The following is a 20617-nucleotide window of genomic DNA, read 5'->3' as shown; positions in this document are numbered from 1 at the left end:
CCTCGGCAGAAAAGCCGGGTGCTATATTGGCCAATCGCCCCAACCACCCGCCCATGAGCTTCATCCAGGCCCTCGATCAACACGGTGCATGGCGCAAGCAGTTTGCCTTGCGCCTCAAGCTGTTGTCCGAATGGCTGATCGATCACGAGCTGATGGAGCCCGGCGTTCGCGAGCGCCTCGACCAGCTGCACGCCCAGGTCAAGAACGACAAGATCACCGTGGCCTTCGTGGCCGAGTTCTCGCGCGGCAAATCCGAGCTCATCAACGCGGTCTTTTTCGCGGGCTACGGTCGCCGCATCATGCCGGCCAGCGCCGGGCGCACCACCATGTGCCCCACCGAGCTCGCCTACGACGCCGAGCTGCCGCCCTGCCTGCGCCTGCTCCCCATCGAAACGCGCCTGCAGCCGCAGTCGCTGCTCGACTGGCGCAACGCCCCCAACAAGTGGGAGCGTGTCGATCTCGACGTCAACGACCCCAAACAGCTCGCCAAGGCCATCCACAAGGTGGCCGAGGTGCGCCGCGTGCCTGTGGACGAGGCCCGTGCCCTGGGCTTCTGGCACGACGAGATCCCCGAAGACAACCCCCTGCCGGGCGCCGACGGCCTGGTCGAGGTGCCGCGCTGGCGGCATGCGCTCATCAACATGGCGCACCCGCTGCTCAAGCAGGGGCTGGTCATCCTCGACACCCCGGGGCTCAATGCCATCGGCGCCGAGCCCGAACTCACGGTGAGCCTGCTGCCGCAGGCGCACGCGGTGGTGTTCATCCTCGCGGCCGACGCGGGCGTGACCAAGTCCGACCTCGGCATATGGCGCCAGCACCTGGGCTCGCTGGGCGATGGCCAGGCCTCGCGGCTGGTGGTGCTCAACAAGATCGACACCCTGTGGGACGCGCTGAGTTCGCCCGAGCAGGTGCAACTGCAGATCGCGGCCCAGCGCGCCGACTCGGCCGAGATCCTCGGCGTGCCGATGGACCAGGTGCTCGCGGTGTCGGCGCAAAAGGGCCTGCTCGCCAAGGTCAACCGCGACGACGAGCTGCTCAAGGCCAGCCAGCTGCTCGACCTCGAGCACGCGCTGGGCGACCGTCTGCTCGCCCAGCGCCGCCGCATCCTGAGCGCGGCCGTGTCGGCCGGCGTGGACGCACTGCGCGGTGAAGCGGGCCGCATGGTGCGGGCGCGCCTGCGCGACCTGGTCGAACAGATCCAGGAGCTCGACGGCCTGCGCGGCAAGAACGCGGGCGTCATCAAGCAGATGCGGCTGCGCATCGAGCAGGAGCAGGCCGACTTCGACGCCAGCGGCGCCAAGATCCAGGCCGTGCGCTCGGTTCACCTGCGCCTGCTCAAGGACCTGTTCGCGCTGCTGAGCCCTTCGCACCTGAAGGCCGAAGTGGCCGCGCTGGCCAAGCAGCTCAAGAGCCCGGGCATCAAGCTCGGCGTGCGCCGCGCCTACGACCACACTTTCGACCGCCTGCGCGAAGACCTCGACAAGGCCGACCGCATGGCGGGCGAGATCCAGTCCATGCTCGAAGGCAGCTTCAAGAGCCTCAACGCCGAGTACGGCTTCTCGCTGCAGGCGCCCAGCGGCCCGCAGCTCGCGGCCTACCGCAAAGACCTCGACCTGATCGAGAAAAGCCATCTGCAGTACCTGAGCCTGGGCAATGCGCTGCGCCTGGCCCAGCCCGAGTTCGCCGAGCGCCTGGCGCGCGCCCTCATGAGCCGCCTGCGCGTGGTCTATGACACCGCGGTCAACGAGGTGGAGCTCTGGAACAAGTCGGCCGCGGCCCAGCTCGACGCGCAGCTGCGCGAGCGCCGCCGCAATTTCACGCGCCGCATCGAGGCGGTGTCGCGCATCCAGCAGGCCGCGAGCGGGCTCGACGAGCGCATCCGCGAACTGCAGGCGCAGCAGGCCGCGCTCAACCAGCTCGAGGCGAAGTTCGGTGAGCTCACCGAGCAGCTCATGGCGGCCTCCGAAGACGAACCCGCCGACGAAGCCCTGGTGGCATGACGGCGCTGCCGTCGGCCTTTGCGCCGCGCCTGATCGCGTGGCAGCGCGCCTCGGGCCGCCACGGCCTGCCCTGGCAGGGCACGCGCGATCCCTACCGCGTGTGGCTGTCCGAAATCATGCTGCAGCAGACGCAGGTGTCCACGGTGCTGGGCTACTACCCGCGTTTTCTCGAACGTTTCCCCGACGTGGCTGCGCTGGCCGCCGCGCCCATCGACGATGTGATGGCGCTCTGGAGCGGCCTGGGCTACTACAGCCGCGCGCGCCACCTGCACCGCTGCGCGCAGGCGGTGGTGGCGCAGCACGGCGGGCGGTTTCCGCGCACGGCGGCCGAACTGCAGACGCTGCCCGGCATCGGCGCGTCCACCGCGGCCGCCATCGCCGCGTTCTGCTTCGGCGAGCGCGTGTCCATCCTCGACGGCAACGTGCGGCGCGTGCTCTCGCGCGTGCTGGCTTTCGAGGGCGACGTGGCCGAGACGGCCGCGCAGCGCGCGCTCTGGGCACACGCCCAGGCCCTGCTGCCCAAAGCGCCCGAGGGCGACGACATGGCCGCTTACACCCAGGGCCTGATGGACCTGGGCGCCACGCTGTGCACGCGCAGCAAGCCGGCCTGTGTGGTCTGCCCCATGGTGGATCTCTGTGCCGCGCGCATGAGCGGCGACCCGACTCGCTTCCCGGTCAAGACGCGCAAGCTGGTGCGCCGCTTCGAGCGCTGGTGGCTGCTGCTGGCGGTGCGGGCCGACGCGGTCTGGCTGCAGCGCCGGCCCGAGCGCGGCATCTGGGCCGGGCTCTACGCGCCGCCGGTGTTCGCCAGCGAAGACGCCCTGCACGCGGCGCTCGGCGATCGGGCCGCGCGGCTGGAGCCAGGCTCACCGGTGTCGCACAGCCTCACGCACCGCGAGCTCGAACTGCTGCCGCAGCGGCTGCCGCTGCCGGCCGACGCCGCGCCCGGCGTGCCCGGGCAATGGGTGCCGTGGACCGAAGCCCTGGGCCTGGGCCTGCCCGCGCCGGTGCGCGGCCTGCTGCAGGTCCTGCGCGATCAGCCCTTGCCCCAGTGATCGGCCTCGCGGTGGCGCACCCGCGTCACCCACCGGGTGCCGAACTGCCCCGCCAGGCGCTCCACCAGATAGACCGAGCGGTGCTGTCCGCCGGTGCAGCCGATGGCCACGGTGACGTAGCTGCGGTGGTCGCGCATCATCAGCGGCAGCCAGTGGTCGAGGAAGGCGTGGATCTGGTTTTCCATCGCCACCACCTCGTGGCTGGCCGCGAGGAAGGTGGCCACGGGCGCGTCGCGCCCGGTCATGGGGCGCAGTTCGGGCTCGTAGTGCGGGTTGGGCAGCATGCGCACGTCGAACACGAAGTCGGCATCCATGGGAATGCCGCGCTTGAACGCGAAGGATTCGAACACCAGCGTGAGCGGCGTGTGCGTGGCGCCCACGAGCTCCTTGACCTGGCTGCGCAGCTGCGCGGGCCGCACCAGGCTGGTGTCGAGCACCAGGGCCTGCTCGCGCAGTTCGGCGAGCAGTTCGCGCTCGTGCTCGATCGCGTCGGTGAGCGCGCGGTGCTGGTCGTGCGCGCTGTTGAGCGACAGCGGGTGCAGCCGGCGCGTTTCCGAGAAGCGGCGCACCAGGGTGTCGGTGGTCGAGTCGAGGAACAGCGTGGTGAGGTGCAGGTCGGCGTTGCGCAGCGCCGCGAGGCGCCGTGGCAGCCCGGGCAGCGATGAGGCGCTGCGCACGTCCATGGCGATGGCCACCTTGGGCGTGCTGTGGTTGCGTTCGAGCTCGACGAAGGATTCGAGCAGCTCGGGCGGCAGGTTGTCGACGCAATAGAAGCCCACGTCTTCGAGCGCGGTCAGCGCCACGGACTTGCCCGAGCCCGACATGCCCGTGATGACCACGAGCTCGGTGACGGCGGCGGCGGGAGCGGCGGTCATGGTCAGGCGGAGAGCAGTTCGCGCGCGTGCGCCAGCGACACGTCGGAGCGCTCGTTGCCGCCCAGCATGCGCGCGAGCTCGCGCACGCGCGTGTCGTGTTCGATGGGCTGCACCGTGCTTTGCGTGCGGCCCTCGCGCACCTGCTTGGCCACCAGCAGGTGGTGGTCGGCGCAGGCGGCCACCTGGGCCAGGTGGGTCACGGCCAGCACCTGGCGGTCCTTGCCGAGCTGGCGCATGAGCCGGCCCACGGTGTGGGCCACGGCGCCGCCGATGCCGGCGTCGACCTCGTCGAAGATCAGCGTGGGCGCGTGGCCGAGCCGGCTCGTGATGACCGCGATCGCCAACGCGATGCGCGACAGTTCACCGCCCGAGGCCACCTTGGCCACGGGCCGCGGCGTGCTGCCCGCGTGGCCCGCCACGCGGAACTCCACCTGCTCGCGGCCGTGCGCGTGTGGCGTGTCCAGCGGCAGCAGCGCCACCTCGAAGCGGCCGCCTTCCATACCCAGGGTCTGCATGGTTTCGGTCACGGCCTGGCTCAGCCGCGGCGCGGCCTTCTGGCGCTGCTGGCTCACGGCCTTGGCGGCCGCGTCGAAGGCCGCACGGGCCTTGGCCTCGGTGCGTTCGAGGGTGTCGATGTCGAGCGCCTGGTCGAGCTGCGCGAGCTCGGCCTTCCATTGGGCGAGCAGCGCGGGCAGTTCTTCGGCGGGGGTGCGGTAGCGCCGCGCGAGCGAGTGCCACTGCGACAGGCGCTGGTCGAGCTCGGCGAGCGCCTCGGGGTCGAGTTCGGCGTGGCGCTGGTGCTGGTGCAGCTCGTGCACCGCGTCCTGCACCTGGGCCAGCGCGCTCTGTAGCGATTCCAGCGGCTGGGCGAAGGCGGGCTCGATGTGGGCCTGGGCCTGCAGCGCGGCGATGGCGCGGTTGATCAGGCCCACCGCGTTGTCGTCGGCCTCGTCGAGCGCGTGCACCGCGGCCTGGGTGGCGTCGATCAGGCTTTGCGCGTTCGCCAGCCGGCCGTGCCGCGTGTTGAGCTCGTCCCATTCGCCGGGCTGCGGCGCGAGCTTGTCGAGCTCGCCGATCTGCCAGGCCAGGCGTTCGCTTTCCTGGCGCAGCGTGGACTGGCGCTCGCGCGCGCGCTCGAGCGCACCCTGGGCCTCGCGCCAGCCGGCCCAGGCCTTGGCGAGCGGCGCGGTGTCGATGCCGGCAAAACCGTCGAGCAGGCCGCGCACCGCATCGGCGCGCGTGAGGCCTTGCCAGGCGTGCTGGCCGTGGATATCCACCAGCGCGTCCCCGGCCTGGCGCAACTGGGTCAGCGTGGCCGCGCTGCCGTTGATCCAGGCGCGGCTGCGGCCCTCGGCGTCGACCACGCGGCGCAGCAGCAGGGTGTCGTCGTCGGCGAAGCCCTGCTCGTCGAGCCAGGGGCGCAGCGCGGCGGGGCGGTCGAACTCGGCCGCGATCTCGCAGCGCGCCGCGCCTTCGCGCACCACGCCGGCCTCGGCGCGCGCGCCGAGCGCGAGCTGCAGCGCGTCGATCAGGATGGACTTGCCCGCACCAGTCTCACCCGTGAGCACGCCGAAGCCGGCGGCCAGTTCGAGGTCGAGCGAGGGCACGATGACGAAGTCGCGCAGGGCGATGCGGCGAAGGCTCATGGCAAGGGCGGTGAATGAACAACGCGATTGTCACCGGGCGCTCAGGCCCCTTCGTTCCAGTGCAGTTTTCGCCGCAGCGTGTCGAAGTAGTTCCAGCCCACCGGGTGCAGCAGGCGCAGCGAATGCTCGGAGCGGCGCACCACGACGCGGTCGCCGTGCAGCAGGCTGGCGAACGACTGCATGTCGAAGCTCGCGCTGGCGTCGCGGCCGGCCACGATCTCCATCGCGATCTCGCTGTGCGAGGGCAGCACCACCGGCCGGTTGGACAGCGTGTGCGGCGCGATCGGCACCATCACCCAGCCGCCGATGTCGGGGTGCATGAGCGGGCCGCCGGCCGACAGGGCATAGGCGGTGGAGCCCGTGGGCGACGCGATGATCAGGCCGTCGGCGCGCTGGTTGGCCACGAAGTGGCCGTCGATTTCCACGCGCAGTTCAATCATGCTGGCGACCGCGCCGCGGTTGACCACCACGTCGTTGAGCGCCGTGGCCTCGAACACGCAGCGGCCGTCGCGCCACACGCTGGCGGCCATCAGGCTGCGCGCCTCTTCCTGGTATTCGCCGCGCAGGATGGGGCGCAGCACCTCGCGGTAGCTGTCGAAGGGGATGTCGGTGATGAAACCCAGGCGGCCCTGGTTGATGCCCACCAGCGGCACGCCGTGGCGCGCCATCTGGCGGCCGATGCCCAGCAAGGTGCCGTCGCCGCCCACCACCAGCGCGAGCTGCGTGTGGCAGTCGATGCCGGCCACGTCGATCGTGGGGTGGTCGGTGATGCCGGTGTTGAGCGCGGTCTGCAGCTCCAGCGAGACATCGCAGCCCTCGGCCATGAGGAACTGCGCGATCTCCTCGACCGCGTTGCGTGCGCCGGGCGCCTGGTACTTGCCCACGATCACCACCTGCTCGAAGCGCAGCGGGCGAAGGGCCTTGGGCGCAAGGGCGCGCGGCAGGTGGGGGGCATTCATGCGCAAATTACAACATAGGCCCATGGCAATATGCCCTGTGCATTCCCCTGCCATGAACGCGGCGGGAGAGGCCTTCCGTAGAATCTTCGGCATGCTGGACGATCGCTCGAAGCTGCTGCTCAAGGCGCTGGTGGAACGCTACATCGCCGACGGCCAACCCGTGGGCTCGCGCACGCTGGCCAAGGCCGCGGGGCTCGAGCTCTCGCCCGCCACCGTGCGCAACGTGATGAGCGACCTCGAGGAGCTCGGCCTCATCGCCAGCCCGCACACCTCGGCCGGGCGCATTCCCACCGCGCGCGGCTACCGGCTGTTCGTGGACACCATGCTCACCGTGCGGCGCGACGAGATTCCCACCGTCTCGGCCATTGCCGCGCCGGGCATCGAGTCGCCCCAGCGCGTGATCAGCCAGGCCGCGCACCTGCTGTCGAGCCTGTCGCAGTTCGTGGGTGTGGTGATGGCGCCGCGGCGCGCCTCGGTGTTCCGCCACATCGAATTCCTGAGCCTGTCCGAGCGGCGTGTGCTGGTCATCATCGTCTCGCCCGAGGGCGAGGTGCAGAACCGCATCATCCAGACGCAGGCCAACTTCAGCCAGTCGCAACTGGTAGAGGCCTCGAACTTCCTCAACTCGCACTACGCGGGCCTGACCATCGAGGCCGTGCGCGAGCGCCTCAAGACCGAACTCGAAGCGCTGCGCGGTGAGATCGCCGACCTCATGAAGCAGGCCGTGGACATCGGGGCCCAACCCGCCGAGCAGGACGAGGTGGTGGTGGCCGGCGAGCGCAACCTGCTGTCGGTGAGCGAGTTCAGCAGCGACCTGGGCAACCTGCGCCGCCTGTTCGACCTCTTCGAGCAGAAGACCCAACTCGTGCGCCTGCTCGACGTGTCCACCCAGGCCGACGGCGTGCGCATCTACATCGGCGGCGAAAGCCAGGTCGTGCCCTTCGAAGACCTGTCCATCGTGACCGCGCCCTACGAGGTCGACGGCCAGGTGGTGGGCACCCTGGGCGTGATCGGCCCGCAGCGCATGCCCTACGACCGCATGATCCAGATCGTGGACGTGACGGCCAAGCTCGTGAGCAACGCACTGAGCCACACCAAGTGAGCCGTTGCGCGTGGGCGCGCACCTACAATGCGCGCCTCCCGGGCCGTTAGCTCAGTTGGTCAGAGCAGAGGACTCATAATCCTTTGGTCGTTGGTTCAAGCCCAACACGGCCTACCAAAAAGGGGTGCAGCAAAAGAAACGCGAAAAAATGCTGCTATACTTCAAGGCTTCGCGGCTGTAGCTCAGCTGGATAGAGTACTTGGCTACGAACCAAGGGGTCGTGGGTTCGATTCCTGCCAGCCGCGCCACCATAGAAGCCCTGCAGCCACAAGCTGCAGGGCTTTTTCTTTGCCCCCTCGCTTCACCTGTTGGGTTCATCCGTGAGCAAGGCCTTCACCCGCGAATCCGAGCACGACGACGATGACGCCGATGGCGCGGCCGCCATCGCCACGCCCGGTGGCAAGAACTACGTCACGCGCCAGGGCTACGAACGCCTGCGCCGCGAACTGCTCACGCTGATGGACGAGGAGCGGCCCAAGGTGGTCGAGGCCGTGCACTGGGCCGCCAAGAACGGCGACCGCTCGGAAAACGGCGACTACCTCTACGGCAAGAAGCGCCTGCGCGAGATCGACCGGCGCATCCGCTTCCTCACCAAGCGGCTGGAGATCGCCGAGGTGGTCGATCCGTCGCTGCACCACGGCAACGACCAGGTCTTCTTCGGCGCCACCGTGACCTATGCCGACGAGGCCGGCCGCGAGACCACCGTGACCATCATGGGCACCGACGAGGCCGACAACACCCAGGGCCAGGTGAGCTGGGTCTCGCCGGTGGCGCGCGCGCTGCTCAAGGCGCGCGTGGGCGACGTGGTGAAGCTTGCGGTGCCCGGCGGCCTGCAGGAGCTCGAGGTGCTCGAGGTGCGCTACCCCGCGCCCGGCGCCTGATCGCTCAGGGCTTGGGGGTGGCCTTGTAGCGCTGCGCCTTGATCACCGAGGGCGTGCGCTTGAGGCTGCGCAGCACGTCGGCCAGGTGCTGGCGGTCGCGCACCGCCACCGAGAAGCGGATGTCGGTGGCCGTTTGCGCGGGGTCTTCGCCCATGTCCACGTGCGTGATGTCGGCCTCGGCCGTGGCGATCGCAGAGGCCACGCGCGCGAGCACACCCTTGCCGTTGGTGACGGTCACCACCACCGTGGTGTCGAACGAGCGCACGGGCTCGTCGGCCCATTCCACCTCGATGAAGCGCTCGGCATCGCGCCCGCGCAGCCGCCGGGCCGTGGGGCAGTCTTCGGCGTGCACCACCAGGCCTTCGCCGCGGCCCAGGTAGCCCACGATGCGATCGCCCGGAATGGGGCGGCAACAGGGCGCGTACTGCACCGACATGCCTTCACTGCCGTCGAGCGTGACCACGCCTTGCGAAAGGGTTTCTTCGCGGCCGGTGTCGTAGCGCTCGCGGCTGATCAGCACTGCGTCGGGCTTGAGGCCGGTCTCGGCCAGCAGCACCGCGAGCTTCTTGCCCACCATGCTCGCGATGCGCCGGCCCATGCCGATGTCGGACAGCAGCTCCGCGCGGTTCTTGCTGCCGGTGAAGCGCAGCAGCTTGTCCCACACCGCGGCGTGTTCGCCGTCTTCGGCCGGCAGTTGCGCGATGCCTTCGGAGCGCAGCGCCTGGCCCAGCATGCGTTCGCCGAGCTCGAGCGATTTCTCCTGCGCGATCGCCTTGAGGTGGTGGCGGATCTTGGAGCGCGCGCGGCCGGTCTTCACGAACGAGAGCCAGGCCGGATTGGGTTCCGCCTTGTCGTCGGTGATCACCTCGACCACGTCGCCGTTGGAGAGCTCGGCGCGCAGCGGGCGCTGCTCGCCGTTGATGCGGCCGCCCACGGCGTGGTGGCCCACGTCGCTGTGGATGGCATAGGCGAAGTCGACCAGCGTGGCGCCGCGCGGCAGCGCGAGGATCTTGCTCTTGGGCGTGAACACGTAGACCGCGTCGGGGAAGAGGTCGATCTTGATGTGGTCCCAGAACTCGCTCGCGTCGTGCGTTTCCTGCTGGATGTCGAGCAACGACTGCAGCCACTGCGTGCCCAGGCGCTGCGAGGTGTCGCTGCCCGGTTCGTTGGCCTTGTAGAGCCAGTGCGCGGCCACGCCCGATTCGGCCACCACGTCCATGCTGTGGGTGCGCAGCTGGAACTCGATGTTGGTGCCGAACGGCCCCACCAGCGTGGTGTGCAGCGACTGGTAGCCGTTGAGCTTGGGGATGGCGACGTAGTCGCGGAACTTGCCGGGCAGGGGCTTGTAGAGCTGGTGCAGCAGGCCCAGGCCGGTGTAGCAGTCGGTGAGCTCGGGCACGACGATGCGAAAGCCGTAGATGTCGGTCACCTGCGCGAACGACAGGTGCTTGCTGTCCATCTTGCGGTAGACGGAGTAGAGCGTCTTCTCGCGGCCCAGGATGCGCACCGGCATGCCGTGCGCGGCGAAAGCGTCTTCGAGCTCGCGCTGCACGCGCGCGATCAGGTCTTTGCGGCGGCTGCGGGCGCGCTCCAGCGCCTTGGCCAGCACCTCGTAGCGCCAGGGGTGCAGAAAGCGGAACGAGAGGTCCTGCAGCTCGCGGTAGGTGAAGTTCAGGCCCAGGCGGTGGGCGATGGGCGCGTAGATCTCGAGCGTTTCGGTGCTGATGCGCTGCCACTTGCTGCGCGGCATGTCGCCCATGGTGCGCATGTTGTGGGTGCGGTCGGCGAGCTTGATCAGGATGACCCGCACGTCCTTGGCCATGGCCAGCAGCATCTTGCGGAAGGACTCGGCCTGGTTCTGCTCGCGCGACGAGAACTCGAGCCGCTCGAGCTTGGTGAGTCCGTCCACCAGCTCGGCCACCGGTGCGCCGAAGCGCTCCACGAGCTCTTGCTTGGTCACGCCGCAGTCTTCGATCGCGTCGTGCATCAGCGCGGCCATCAGGGCCTGGGCGTCGAGCTTCCATTCGGCGCACTGCGCCGCGACCGCGATCGGGTGGGTGATGTAGGGGTCGCCGTTCTTGCGCAGCTGGCCCAGGTGGGCCTCGTCGGCGAAGCGGTAGGCCTGGCGGATGCTCTCGATGTCGTGTGCGCCGAGGTAGTCGAGCTTGCCCAGCAAGGCGGCGAAGCTGGCCGCCGCGGCGCTCGCCGCCGCGCTGGCGGCGTCGTGGGGCGGGGAGGCTAGGGTGCCGTCGGCAGGAGACATCATCCTGTAACTGTAGCGCGCCACCGCGATGGGCCCGGAGACCCAAACAAAAAGGCACCGCGTCGCGGTGCCTTTCAGCGGGAGCGCGGGTCGCTCAGACCGGCACTTTCTTGAGCATTTCGAGGCCGACCTTGCCTTCGGCGATCTCGCGCAGGGCGGTCACGCCCGGCTTGTTCTTGCTCTCGATCTTGGGCGAGTGGCCCTGGCTCAGCATGCGGGCGCGGTAGGTCGCGGCCAGCACGAGCTGGAAACGGTTGGGGATCTTTTCCAGACAGTCTTCAACGGTGATGCGTGCCATGGCGGGGCTCCGGAAATTCAGGTGATGTTGAGGGCCCGGAAGGTGTCGCTGCGGGCGTTGCGCTGGGCCGCGTATTTGAGGCGCTGCGCGTGAACGATGGCTTTGAGGTCGAACAAGGCCCGTTCGAAAAGCTCGTTGATTATAACGAAGTCGAATTCCTTGGCATGGGCCATCTCGTTGGCGGCGTTCTGCAGCCGCACCTCGATCACGTCGGCGCTGTCTTCGGCGCGGCGCTCCAGGCGCGAGCGCAGCTCTTCCCAGCTCGGCGGCAGGATGAAGACCAGCACCGCATTCGGGAAGATGCGCTTGACCTGGATCGCGCCCTGGTAGTCGATCTCCAGGATCACGTCGGCGCCCTGCTTGATGCGCTGCTCGAGCGCCTGCTTGGAGGTGCCGTAGCGGTTGCCGTGCACCTGCGCCCATTCCACGAAGCCGCCCTGCAGCACCATCTGGTCGAAGGTGTCCTGGCTCACGAAGTAGTACTCGCGGCCGTGCACCTCCTGGCCGCGCGGGGCACGGGTGGTGTGCGAGACCGAGGGCTGCACGCGCGAGTCGAGCTCCATCAGGGCCTTCACGAGGCTGGACTTGCCGGCGCCGCTGGGCGCGGCGACGACGAACAGGTTGCCGGGGTATTCCATCGGGGATTCACTCAAGGTTCTGCACCTGCTCGCGCATCTGTTCGATGAGCACTTTCATGTCGACCGAAATGCGCGTGAGCTCCAGGCTCGAGGACTTCGAGCCCAGGGTGTTGGCTTCGCGGTGCAGTTCCTGGATCAGGAAATCGAGCCGCTTGCCGATGTCGCCGCCGCGCTGGATCAGGCGGTCGATCTCGTCGAGGTGCGAGGCGAGCCGGGTGAGCTCTTCGGCCACGTCGATGCGGATCGCGAAGGCCGTGGCCTCGGCCAGGGCCCGGTCGCGCGCGACCTCGCTGTTGGCCACGGCCCCGCTGGCGTCGGCGCCCAGGGCCTCGTTCCAGCGGTCGAGGAAGCGCTGGCGCTGCTGCGCCACGAGCTGGGGGATCAGGGGTTCGGCGGCCCGGGCGAGCGTGCGCAGCTGGGCCGTGCGGTCGTGCAGCATGCCCGCCAGGCGCGCGCCTTCGCGGGCCCGGGCCTCGATCAGCTGGGCGATGGCGCTCGCCGCGACGGCGGCCACGCGGTCTTGCGCGTCGGCCGGCAGTGCCGTGCCGCGCGCGCTCAGGCCGATCACCTCGGCCACCGAGAGCGGGGCGGCCTGGGGCAGCCAGGCGCGGATCGCGTCCTGGGCGCTCACCAGGCGCTGCAGTTCGGCGCTCGACGGCGCGCGGTGGCCCGCGTCGCCCCGCTGCTCGAACCAGGCGCGCAGTTCGACCTTGCCGCGCTTGAGCGCCTGCGTGAGCTGTTCGCGCAGCACGGGCTCGGCGCCGCGAAGCTCTTCGGGCAGCTTGAAGGTGAGGTCGAGGAAGCGGCTGTTGACCGAGCGGATTTCGACACCGACGGATGGTCCCGCATCGTGGGCGGCCGGTGGGGATGCGCCGCCTTGCTGGGCGGTGGCGTATCCGGTCATGCTGTAAACTGCCATCGCTCTGGGCCGGTCGGTGTTGGAGGTCCAAAACGGGGCGTTTCGGAAACCGATCGAATTATGTCAAAGGTCAAACCCGCACCCTTGCCGCCCGACACGGTGATCGGCGGCTATCGCATCGTTCGCAAACTCGCCGCCGGCGGTTTTGGCGTGGTCTACCTCGCGGTCGACACCGAAGGCCAGCAGGTCGCTGTCAAGGAATACCTGCCGTCGTCGCTGGCCTCGCGCGCGCCCGGCGAGCTGCTGCCGCAGGTGCAGCCCGAAAAGCTCTCGCTCTACCGCCTGGGCCTCAAGAGCTTTTTCGAAGAAGGCCGCGCGCTCGCGCAGATCTCGCACCAGTCGGTGGTGAGCGTGCTCAACTTCTTCCGCGAGAACGAAACCGTCTACATGGTCATGAACTACCTCGAGGGCTCGTCCCTGCAGGAGTTCATCATCACCGCGCGCGAGCTCAAAAAGCAGAAGGTCTTCCGCGAATCGACCATCCGCTCGCTCTACGACGAGGTGCTGCGCGGCCTGCGCATCGTGCACCAGCACAAGATGCTGCACCTCGACATCAAGCCGGCCAACATCTTCGTCACCGACGACAACCGCGCCGTGCTGATCGACTTCGGCGCCGCGCGCGAGGTGCTGAGCAAAGAGGGCAATTTCATCCGCCCCATGTACACGCCCGGCTTCGCCGCGCCCGAGATGTACCGCCGCGATTCGTCCATGGGCCCGTGGACCGACATCTACGCCATCGGCGCCTGCATCTACGCGAGCATGCAGGGCTACCCGCCCAACGACGCGCCGCAGCGCCTCGAAAAAGACCGTCTCTCGCTCGCGCTGTCGCGCCTGCGCGGGGTGTACTCCGACAACCTCATCGAGGTCGTCGAGTGGTGCATGTCGCTCGATCCGCTGTCGCGCCCGCAATCGGTGTTCGCGCTGCAGAAGGAGCTCAGCCGCGAAACCGAGCGCAGCTACACCAAGCTCACCGTCGCCGAAAAAATGCGCCTGCAGTTCGACAACATCGTCTCGGACAAGCAGAAGTCGCTGCTGCGCAAATCCACCGACGTGGGCACCAAGTTTCGATGAAGTTTTCCGTCTACCAGATCAGCCGCCAGGGCGGCCGCGAACGCAATGAAGACCGCATGGGCTACGCGTACACGCGCGAGTCCGGCCTGTTCGTGCTGGCCGACGGCATGGGGGGCCACCCCGAAGGCGCCATGGCCGCGCAGCTCGCGCTGCAGACGCTGTCGGCGTACTTCCAGAAGGCCGCCAACCCCACGGTGCGCGAGGTGCCCGAGTTCCTCTCGAGCGCGCTCATGGCCGCGCACCACCAGATCATCCGCTACGCCGCCGAGAAGGGCATGCTCGACACGCCACGCACCACGCTCGTGGCCGCGGTGATGGAGCGTGGCCACATCCACTGGGTGCATTGCGGCGACTCGCGCCTGTACATCGTGCGCGACGGCGAGCTGCTCACGCGCACGCGCGACCATTCCTACATGGAGCAGCAGCAGCACCTGGGCCGTGCCACCGAGCACATCAACCGCAACATCCTGTTCACCTGCCTGGGCTCGCCGGCCAAACCCGTGTACGACCTCTCGGGCCCCGTGCAACTGATGCAGGGCGACCGCGTGCTGCTGTGCTCCGATGGCCTGTGGGGCACGGTCGAAGACGACGAGATCGTCAAGGAGCTGGCCGCGCACCCGCTCGAACAGGCGATCCCCGAACTCGTCGAGACCGCGCTGCGCCGCGGCGGCGCGCGCTGCGACAACGTGACCGTGCTCGCCATGGAGTGGGAAACGGCCGACGAATACCAGAGCACGCGCGTCTCCACCGACGACATCGAAGACGGCGTGTTCGCCTCCACCATCCAGTCGGGCGTGCCCGACCCCACCATCGAAGACCTGGACGACGCCGCCATCGAGCGCTCGATCGCCGAGATCAACGCGGCCATCCAGCGCACCGCAGCGGCGCGCAACTCCTGAGCCTTCGGCTTCCTCTTTCGAGGTTTTTCCCATGACGGTTGCTTCCCGACCCGGCCAACGGGCCGCCGATGCCCTGCGCCCGGTGCGCATCACCCGCGGCTACACCATGCACGCCGAAGGCTCGGTGCTCATCGAGTTCGGCAACACCAAGGTGCTGTGCACCGCATCGGTCGAAGAAAAAGTGCCGCCGCACAAGCGCGGCAGCGGCGAAGGCTGGGTCACGGCCGAATACGGCATGCTGCCGCGCGCCACCCACACCCGCAGCGACCGCGAGGCCGCCAAGGGCAAGCAGAGCGGGCGCACGCAGGAGATCCAGCGCCTGATCGGCCGCTCGCTGCGCGCCGTGTTCGACCTGAAGGCGCTGGGCGAGCGCACCATCTCGCTCGACTGCGACGTGCTGCAGGCCGACGGCGGCACGCGCACCGCGGCCATCACGGGCGCCTTCGTGGCCGCGCAGGACGCGGTGAACCGCCTGATCGCCGACAGCAAGCTCGGCGCCTCGCCCATCCGCGACCACGTGGCCGCGATCTCCGTGGGCATCCTGGGCGGCGTGCCGCTGCTCGATCTGGAATACGTGGAAGACTCGGCCTGCGACACCGACATGAACGTGGTGATGACCGGCGCCGGCCACTACGTGGAGGTGCAGGGCACGGCCGAAGGCGCGGCCTTCACGCGCCGCGAGATGGACGCGCTGCTCGCCCTGGCCGACAAGGGCATCGCCGAACTCGTGGCCCTGCAGAAGGCCGCGCTGGCCGCATGAAGCTGGTCCTGGCGTCGAACAATGCGGGCAAGCTCGCCGAACTGCAGGCCCTGTTCGCGCCGCTGGGCGTGCAGCTCGTGCGGCAGTCCGAACTCGGCATTCCCGAAGCGCCCGAGCCGCACCGCACCTTCGTGGAAAACGCGCTCGCCAAGGCGCGCCACGCGTCGCGCCTGAGCGGCCTGCCCGCGCTGGCCGACGACGCCGGCCTGTGCGTGGAGGCCTTCGGCGGCCTGCCCGGCGTGGACACCGCCTACTACGCCACGCAGCACGGCCTGCCCAAGGGCGACGACCACAACGTGACCGCGCTGCTCGAGCAGATGCGCGGCGTGGACGACCGCCGCGCCGCACTCGTGAGCACGCTGGTGGCGCTGCGCCATGCCGACGACCCCGAGCCGCTCGTGGCCACGGGCCGAGCGCCCGGCCTGATCACGCGCGAGCGCATCGGCGAGCACGGCTTCGGCTTCGACCCGGTGATGTTCATCCCCGCGCTGGGTCAGACCTTTGCACAGCTCGACCCCGCGGTGAAGAACCACCACAGCCACCGTGGCCAGGCCGCACGCGCCATGCTGGCCCTGATGCGCGAGCGCTGGTTCGCGCCCGCGGCATGAGCGAGGTCCACGCGCGGCACGACCCGCGCCACTGGATGCGCCCGGGCACGCTGCAGCTCACCGCGCTGCCGCCGCTGTCGCTCTACATCCACCTGCCCTGGTGCCTGAAGAAGTGCCCCTACTGCGACTTCAATTCGCACGAGTGGAGCGCCACCGCCGCGCCTGGCGAGCCCATGCCCGAGGCGCGCTACCTCGACGCGCTGCGCGCCGACCTCGAGGCCACGCTGCCGCTGGTGTGGGGCCGGCCGGTGGTGAGTGTGTTCATCGGCGGCGGCACGCCCAGCCTGTTCTCGCCCGAGGCGATCGACCGCCTGCTCGGTGAGGTGCGCGCGCGCCTGCCGCTCGAGGCCGACGCCGAGATCACGCTCGAAGCCAACCCCGGCACCTTCGAGAAGGACCGCTTCCGCGCCTTCCGCCAGGCCGGCGTCACGCGCCTGTCGGTGGGCGTGCAGAGCTTCAACGACGAACACCTCAAGGCCCTGGGCCGCGTGCACGACGGCCGCCAGGCGCGCGCCGCGCTCGACGAGGCCGCGCAGGTGTTCGACACCTTCAACCTCGACCTGATGTACGCGCTGCCGGGCCAGACGCTCGCCCAGCTCGAGACCGACCTGCGCACCGCGCTGTCGTACGCGCCGCTGCACCTGTCCGTCTACCACCTCACGCTCGAACCCAACACCTACTTCGCCAAGTTCCCGCCCGCGCTGCCCGACGAGGACACCGCCTACGACATGCTCGACCGCATCACCGCGCTCACCGGCGAGAGCGGCCTGCAGCGCTACGAGGTGTCGGCCTATGCCAGGCCCGGTCACGCCTGCCGCCACAACCTCAACTACTGGCGCTTCGGCGATTACATCGGCATCGGCGCGGGCGCGCACGGCAAGCTCAGCTTCGCGCACCGCGTGGCGCGCACGGTGCGCATCCGCGAGCCGCGGCTGTACATGGAGCGCGCGCTCGCGGGCGACGCGCTCGCGGCCATGGACGAGGTGCCGCGCGCCCAACTGCCCTTCGAGTACATGCTCAACGCGCTGCGCCTGCGCGAGGGTTTCGCGCTGGCCGACTTCATGGCCCACACCGGCCTGCCGCTGTCGAGCGTGCAGCGCGCGCTCGACGAGGCCCAGGCCAAGGGCTGGCTCGAACGCGAGGCCGGCTGGGTGCGCCCGAGCGAGCGCGGCTTCGATTTCCTGAGCGACCTGCAGTCGCTCTTTTTGCCCGACTGAGCCCAGGCCCTCAGGCCGCCGACAGCGAAGCCGCTGCGGGCTGCGCCACCAGCGGCAGGCGCAGCGTGGCCGTGGTGCCCTGGCCGAAGGTGCTGTCCAGCGACACCGTGCCGCCGTGCAGCTCCACGATCTCTTTCACCAGGTTCAGCCCCAGCCCGGTGCCCGGGATGTTGCCCGAGGTGTCGGCGCGGTAGAAGCGCTCGAAGGCGCGCTGCAGTTGCACCGGTGTCATGCCCAGGCCTTCGTCGCGCACCGCGATGGCCACGACACCCGCGCCGTCGGCGCCGGCTTCCACGCGTGCCGTGAGCGCCACCGGCCCGCCCGCGGGCGAGTACTTGAAGGCGTTGCTCAGCAGGTTGGTCAGCGCCTGCTGGATCTTGGCGGCGTCGGCCAGCACCCGCACCTCAGGGATCTCGCCCACGGTGACGCTGCGCGCGAGGTCGGTGCCCGCCGCGTCCTGGATCGCGGCCTGCACGATGTCCGTGAGCGGTGCGGGCACGATGTGGAAGTCCTTGCCCTGGCGCGCTTCGATGCGCGAGAGGTCGAGCAGCTCCTGGATCAGGTTGGCCAGCAGCTTGCCCTGGCGGTGCACCGTCTGCAGCAGGTCGAGCCGTTTCTCGTCGCTGTAGCGGCGGTGGATCATGAGCTCGGTGAAGCCCAGGATGCTCGCCAGCGGCGTGCGCAGTTCGTGCGCGGCGGTGGCCAGGAACTCGCTCTTGAGCCGGTCAACCTCGCGCTGCTGGGTCACGTCGCGGAAGTACAGGAAGGTCTCCGCCACCAGCCCCTTGGTGCGCCGCACCTCGCACTCGAGCACGCGCAGCGCGGGCTGCTGCAGCTGGAACACGCGCGGCGCCGCCGCGCCCGTGGCGGCGGCCGTGAGTGCGGGCGTTTCCCCGCCGCACAGCGCGCCGAACCAGCGCTCGAAAGCCGCGAGCGTGCGCACCTCGGGCGGCAGCGGACCGGCCATGGCCTGGAAGGCCGGGTTGGTCGACACCAGGGTGTCGCTGGCGTCGAACACCACGAAGCCGTCGGGGCTGAGGTCGAAGGTGGCGTTGAGGCGTGCCGTGCGCTCGATGAGCTTTTGCTTCACCTCGATCTGCGCCGACACGTCCTCGATCACGTGGATGTAGTGCGTGATGCGGCCCTGCGAATCGCGCACCGGCGAGACCGAGAGCTTGTTGTGGAAGGGGCTGCCATCCTTGCGGTAGTTGAGCAGCGTGATGCCCAGCTCACCGCCCGACTGTAGCGTGCGCGCGAGCAGCGCGAGGTCGTCCGGATCGGTGAGCGCGCCGTTGAGCAGGCTGGTGTCGCGGCCCAGCACCTCGTGCGGCGCATAGCCGGTGATGCGGCTGAACGCGGGGTTCACGTGCACCAGCGGCTGCGGGTAGTTGCGCGCATCGCTGATGCAGATGCCGTTCAACGCGCAGTCGACCGCGCGGCTGTATAGCGCGAGGTACTCCTCGGTGAACTTGGCCTCGGTGAGGTCGCGCACGATGCAGGTGTAGCGCACGTGCGCGTCGTTGGCGATCTCGCCCAGCAGCAGCTCCACCGGGAACGCGGTGCCGCCGTGGCGCAGGGCCTGCAGCTCGAGCTGGCCGACGCGGCTTTGCGTGCTGTGCATCAGCATGCTGTCGGCCATGGTGGCGCGCAGCCGCTCGGTGTCCAGGCCGGGCAGCAGCTCGCCCAGGGCCAGGCCCAGCAACTCGACCGAAGGCCGGCCGAACATGCGCTCGGCCGCGGGATTGACGCTGACCACGCGGGCCTCGTCCGACGCGCCGATGATGGCGTCGGCCGCCGTGTCGAGAATGGCCCGCAGGCTGGCCTGCGTCGCTTCAGCCATGGCGACTCAGCAGGTCGTCCACCAGGTCGAGCAGCTTGAGCGGGCTGAACGCCTTGGTGAGGTAGGCATCGCAGGCCACGCGCTCGCCGAGCTCGAGGTCTTCCTTCTGCGCGCGCGCCGTGAGCAGGATGATGCGGGTGCCCGGGCCGAGCTCCGGGTCCTTCTTGATCTTCTCGCACACCTGGAAGCCGTCGAGCTCGCCGGGCATCATCACGTCGAGCAGCACCAGGTCGGGCCGCAGGCGGCGCGCCATCTGCCAGCCGTCCATGCCGTTGTCGGCCTCGTGCAGCTCGGCGTCTTCGAGGTGCTGCAGCGTCAGGTTGACCAGTTTGCGGATGTCGGGCTGGTCGTCGACGATGAGGATGCGGTGCGTCATGCGGGGGCCTTGGGGCGTGGGCGTTGCCGCGCCAGCAGGCGCGAGAGGTCTTCGGCGTAGATCTGGGCCTGCAGCAGGTCCAGCTGGTGGTGGTTGCGCAGCGGCGCGCCCGTGGGCAGGTCGACCCGCACCAGCAGCTCGCCGCCTTCTTCGTCGATGCGCAGCCGTCCGCCGTGGCGCTCCACGATGCGCTGCACCAGCGGCAATCCGATGCGCTGCGCATCGGGCACGCCTGCCACGGCCTGCAGCGGGCGCTGCGCCTGCTGTTTCAGGGCCGGGGCGGCCACGCCGCCGGCGTTGCGCAAGGCCACCTGCAGGTGCGCGCCGTTGGCCTGGAAGCTCACGCGCACCGCCACCGGCTGGCTCAGTGGCACCTGGCCGCGTGCGTGGTCGGCCGCGTTGCGCAGGCATTCGGTCAGCGCGCGCCGCAGCAGGCGGCGGCTGCCGTACACCGGGGGCAGGTCGTCGCGCGCGCCTTCGGGCTGCAGCACCACGTGCGCGGCCTCGAGCGCGGGCGCGATCTCGCGCGCGGCCTCGTCGAGCAACTGCGGCATCAGCACGCGCTCCTCGTCCACCATCACCTCGTCGCCGAACACGTCGACCAGGTCACCCAGGCGCTGCAGCTTGTCGTCGAGCGCGCGCACCGCGGCATCGCGCGGTTCGCCAGCGGGCGTGTCCAGCACCGCCTGCATGGCGGGGCGCAGTTCGTCGCGCAGCAGCGCCATCACGCGCGGCAGGTCGGTTCGGGCGGGGTCCGTGGGGGCCGGGGCGGGCGCTGCCCCGGGCAGCGGCTGGGCCACGATGTGCATGGCCACCAGGCCGGCGATGGGGCGCGGCGCGCATTCGCAGACCAGGGTCTGGGCGCCCTGGTCGGCATGCACCTCGACCGTGAGGCGGGTGTCGCTGCGCGCCTGGCCCTGGCCGATGTCGCGCACCAGCGCCTTCACCTGCGGGTCACCGGGCAGCGCCAGCGCGGGCCGGCTCGACAAGGCCTTGGCCGCCTGGTTGGCGAACGCCACCTGGCCGTCGGCGTGGAACAGCAGCAAAGGCGCGCCCACCAGGTCCAGCAGCAGCAGCAGCGGATGGCCTGGCGGAGCGGCGGTGGCGGTCGGCATGGTCTTGTGCGTCGGCGGCACAAGCGCCGACACGTCCTTGTGTCTGGCGCATCGGCCGCCGGCCGGCGCCATTGAGGCCCGTCCGACGGGCGGGC

19 protein-coding genes and 2 tRNA genes are annotated in these 20617 nt (G+C 69.7%); 11 read left to right on the top strand and 10 right to left on the bottom strand.

Annotated features, from left to right (window positions below):
• Positions 1 to 53 precede the first annotated feature (53 nt).
• Positions 54 to 2000, top strand: a complete 1947-nt coding sequence (locus G9Q37_RS11360; protein WP_166227303.1) for a dynamin family protein — start codon at positions 54 to 56, stop codon at positions 1998 to 2000.
• A complete protein-coding gene (mutY, locus tag G9Q37_RS11355; RefSeq protein WP_166227302.1) occupies positions 1997 to 3055 on the top strand; it encodes an A/G-specific adenine glycosylase in 1059 nt (352 codons plus the stop codon). Before G9Q37_RS11360 ends, mutY begins: the two co-directional genes overlap by 4 nt.
• Here the strand turns inward: mutY and rapZ are convergent.
• From rapZ to G9Q37_RS11340, 3 genes are read right to left on the bottom strand one after another with little or no spacing between them, the layout of a single operon-like run.
• Positions 3037 to 3930, bottom strand: a complete 894-nt coding sequence (gene rapZ, locus G9Q37_RS11350) for an RNase adapter RapZ (RefSeq protein WP_166227301.1) — start codon at positions 3928 to 3930, stop codon at positions 3037 to 3039. The two genes, mutY and rapZ, sit on opposite strands and share 19 nt — an antisense overlap.
• Positions 3931 to 3932: 2 nt before the next feature.
• A complete protein-coding gene (gene recN / locus G9Q37_RS11345; RefSeq protein WP_166227300.1) occupies positions 3933 to 5576 on the bottom strand; it encodes a DNA repair protein RecN in 1644 nt (547 codons plus the stop codon).
• Positions 5577 to 5617: 41 nt separating this feature from the next.
• Positions 5618 to 6535 carry an NAD kinase gene (locus G9Q37_RS11340; protein ID WP_166227299.1) on the bottom strand — a complete coding sequence of 306 codons (918 nt, stop codon included), beginning with the start codon at positions 6533 to 6535 and terminating at the stop codon, positions 5618 to 5620.
• A gap of 91 nt (positions 6536 to 6626) precedes the next feature.
• On the opposite strand from G9Q37_RS11340, the gene hrcA reads away from it, so the two are divergent.
• The 4 genes from hrcA (at position 6627) to greB (ending at position 8518) form a co-directional block, all read left to right on the top strand.
• The gene (gene hrcA / locus G9Q37_RS11335; RefSeq protein ID WP_166231208.1) at positions 6627 to 7637 is read left to right on the top strand and encodes a heat-inducible transcriptional repressor HrcA; all 1011 of its coding nucleotides are present in this window, start codon (positions 6627 to 6629) and stop codon (positions 7635 to 7637) included.
• Between the two features lie 40 nt (positions 7638 to 7677).
• Positions 7678 to 7754, top strand: a tRNA-Ile gene (locus tag G9Q37_RS11330).
• 54 nt (positions 7755 to 7808) lie between these two features.
• Positions 7809 to 7885, top strand: a tRNA-Arg gene (locus G9Q37_RS11325).
• 72 nt (positions 7886 to 7957) lie between these two features.
• Positions 7958 to 8518, top strand: coding sequence for a transcription elongation factor GreB (greB, locus tag G9Q37_RS11320; RefSeq protein WP_166227298.1), 561 nt, complete (start codon positions 7958 to 7960; stop codon positions 8516 to 8518).
• A gap of 4 nt (positions 8519 to 8522) precedes the next feature.
• Here greB and G9Q37_RS11315 read toward each other — a convergent pair whose 3' ends face one another.
• From G9Q37_RS11315 to G9Q37_RS11300, 4 genes are all read right to left on the bottom strand, one after another.
• Positions 8523 to 10784 carry a RelA/SpoT family protein gene (locus G9Q37_RS11315; protein WP_166227297.1) on the bottom strand — a complete coding sequence of 754 codons (2262 nt, stop codon included), beginning with the start codon at positions 10782 to 10784 and terminating at the stop codon, positions 8523 to 8525.
• Between the two features lie 91 nt (positions 10785 to 10875).
• Complete coding sequence (rpoZ, locus tag G9Q37_RS11310; protein ID WP_166227296.1) at positions 10876 to 11079, bottom strand: DNA-directed RNA polymerase subunit omega; 204 nt, start codon at positions 11077 to 11079, stop codon at positions 10876 to 10878.
• Positions 11080 to 11096: 17 nt separating this feature from the next.
• On the bottom strand, positions 11097 to 11717 hold the full coding sequence (gene gmk / locus G9Q37_RS11305) for a guanylate kinase (RefSeq protein ID WP_166231206.1): 621 nt from the start codon (positions 11715 to 11717) through the stop codon (positions 11097 to 11099).
• A 7-nt stretch (positions 11718 to 11724) separates the two neighbouring features.
• Complete coding sequence (locus G9Q37_RS11300) at positions 11725 to 12636, bottom strand: YicC/YloC family endoribonuclease (RefSeq protein ID WP_166227295.1); 912 nt, start codon at positions 12634 to 12636, stop codon at positions 11725 to 11727.
• A 60-nt stretch (positions 12637 to 12696) separates the two neighbouring features.
• On the opposite strand from G9Q37_RS11300, the gene G9Q37_RS11295 reads away from it, so the two are divergent.
• The 5 genes from G9Q37_RS11295 to hemW are packed head-to-tail and all read left to right on the top strand — an operon-like array spanning position 12697 to position 17191.
• The gene (locus G9Q37_RS11295; protein WP_166227294.1) at positions 12697 to 13707 is read left to right on the top strand and encodes a serine/threonine protein kinase; all 1011 of its coding nucleotides are present in this window, start codon (positions 12697 to 12699) and stop codon (positions 13705 to 13707) included.
• Positions 13704 to 14606, top strand: a complete 903-nt coding sequence (locus G9Q37_RS11290) for a PP2C family protein-serine/threonine phosphatase (RefSeq protein ID WP_166227293.1) — start codon at positions 13704 to 13706, stop codon at positions 14604 to 14606. Before G9Q37_RS11295 ends, G9Q37_RS11290 begins: the two co-directional genes overlap by 4 nt.
• A 31-nt stretch (positions 14607 to 14637) precedes the next feature.
• Positions 14638 to 15366 (top strand): ribonuclease PH, encoded by a 729-nt coding sequence (rph, locus tag G9Q37_RS11285; protein ID WP_166227292.1) that lies wholly within the window; start codon positions 14638 to 14640, stop codon positions 15364 to 15366.
• The gene (locus tag G9Q37_RS11280) at positions 15363 to 15974 is read left to right on the top strand and encodes a non-canonical purine NTP pyrophosphatase (protein ID WP_166227291.1); all 612 of its coding nucleotides are present in this window, start codon (positions 15363 to 15365) and stop codon (positions 15972 to 15974) included. The genes rph and G9Q37_RS11280 overlap by 4 nt, the downstream gene beginning before the upstream one ends.
• Complete coding sequence (gene hemW / locus G9Q37_RS11275) at positions 15971 to 17191, top strand: radical SAM family heme chaperone HemW (RefSeq protein WP_166227290.1); 1221 nt, start codon at positions 15971 to 15973, stop codon at positions 17189 to 17191. Before G9Q37_RS11280 ends, hemW begins: the two co-directional genes overlap by 4 nt.
• 10 nt (positions 17192 to 17201) lie before the next feature.
• On the opposite strand, the gene G9Q37_RS11270 is transcribed toward hemW, so the two are convergent.
• The 3 genes from G9Q37_RS11270 to G9Q37_RS11260 are packed head-to-tail and all read right to left on the bottom strand — an operon-like array spanning position 17202 to position 20522.
• Positions 17202 to 19031: a sensor histidine kinase gene (locus G9Q37_RS11270; protein ID WP_166227289.1), complete on the bottom strand. Its 1830-nt coding sequence runs from the start codon at positions 19029 to 19031 to the stop codon at positions 17202 to 17204.
• Positions 19024 to 19407, bottom strand: a complete 384-nt coding sequence (locus G9Q37_RS11265) for a response regulator (RefSeq protein ID WP_166227288.1) — start codon at positions 19405 to 19407, stop codon at positions 19024 to 19026. Before G9Q37_RS11265 ends, G9Q37_RS11270 begins: the two co-directional genes overlap by 8 nt.
• Positions 19404 to 20522, bottom strand: a complete 1119-nt coding sequence (locus G9Q37_RS11260) for a sensor histidine kinase (protein ID WP_166227287.1) — start codon at positions 20520 to 20522, stop codon at positions 19404 to 19406. Before G9Q37_RS11260 ends, G9Q37_RS11265 begins: the two co-directional genes overlap by 4 nt.
• Between the last annotated feature and the right edge of the window lie 95 nt (positions 20523 to 20617).

This window comes from Hydrogenophaga crocea (genome assembly GCF_011388215.1).
In the GTDB taxonomy this organism is placed as follows: Bacteria; Pseudomonadota; Gammaproteobacteria; order Burkholderiales; family Burkholderiaceae_C; genus Hydrogenophaga; species Hydrogenophaga crocea.
This window is presented reverse-complemented; position numbering and strand designations above follow the sequence as displayed.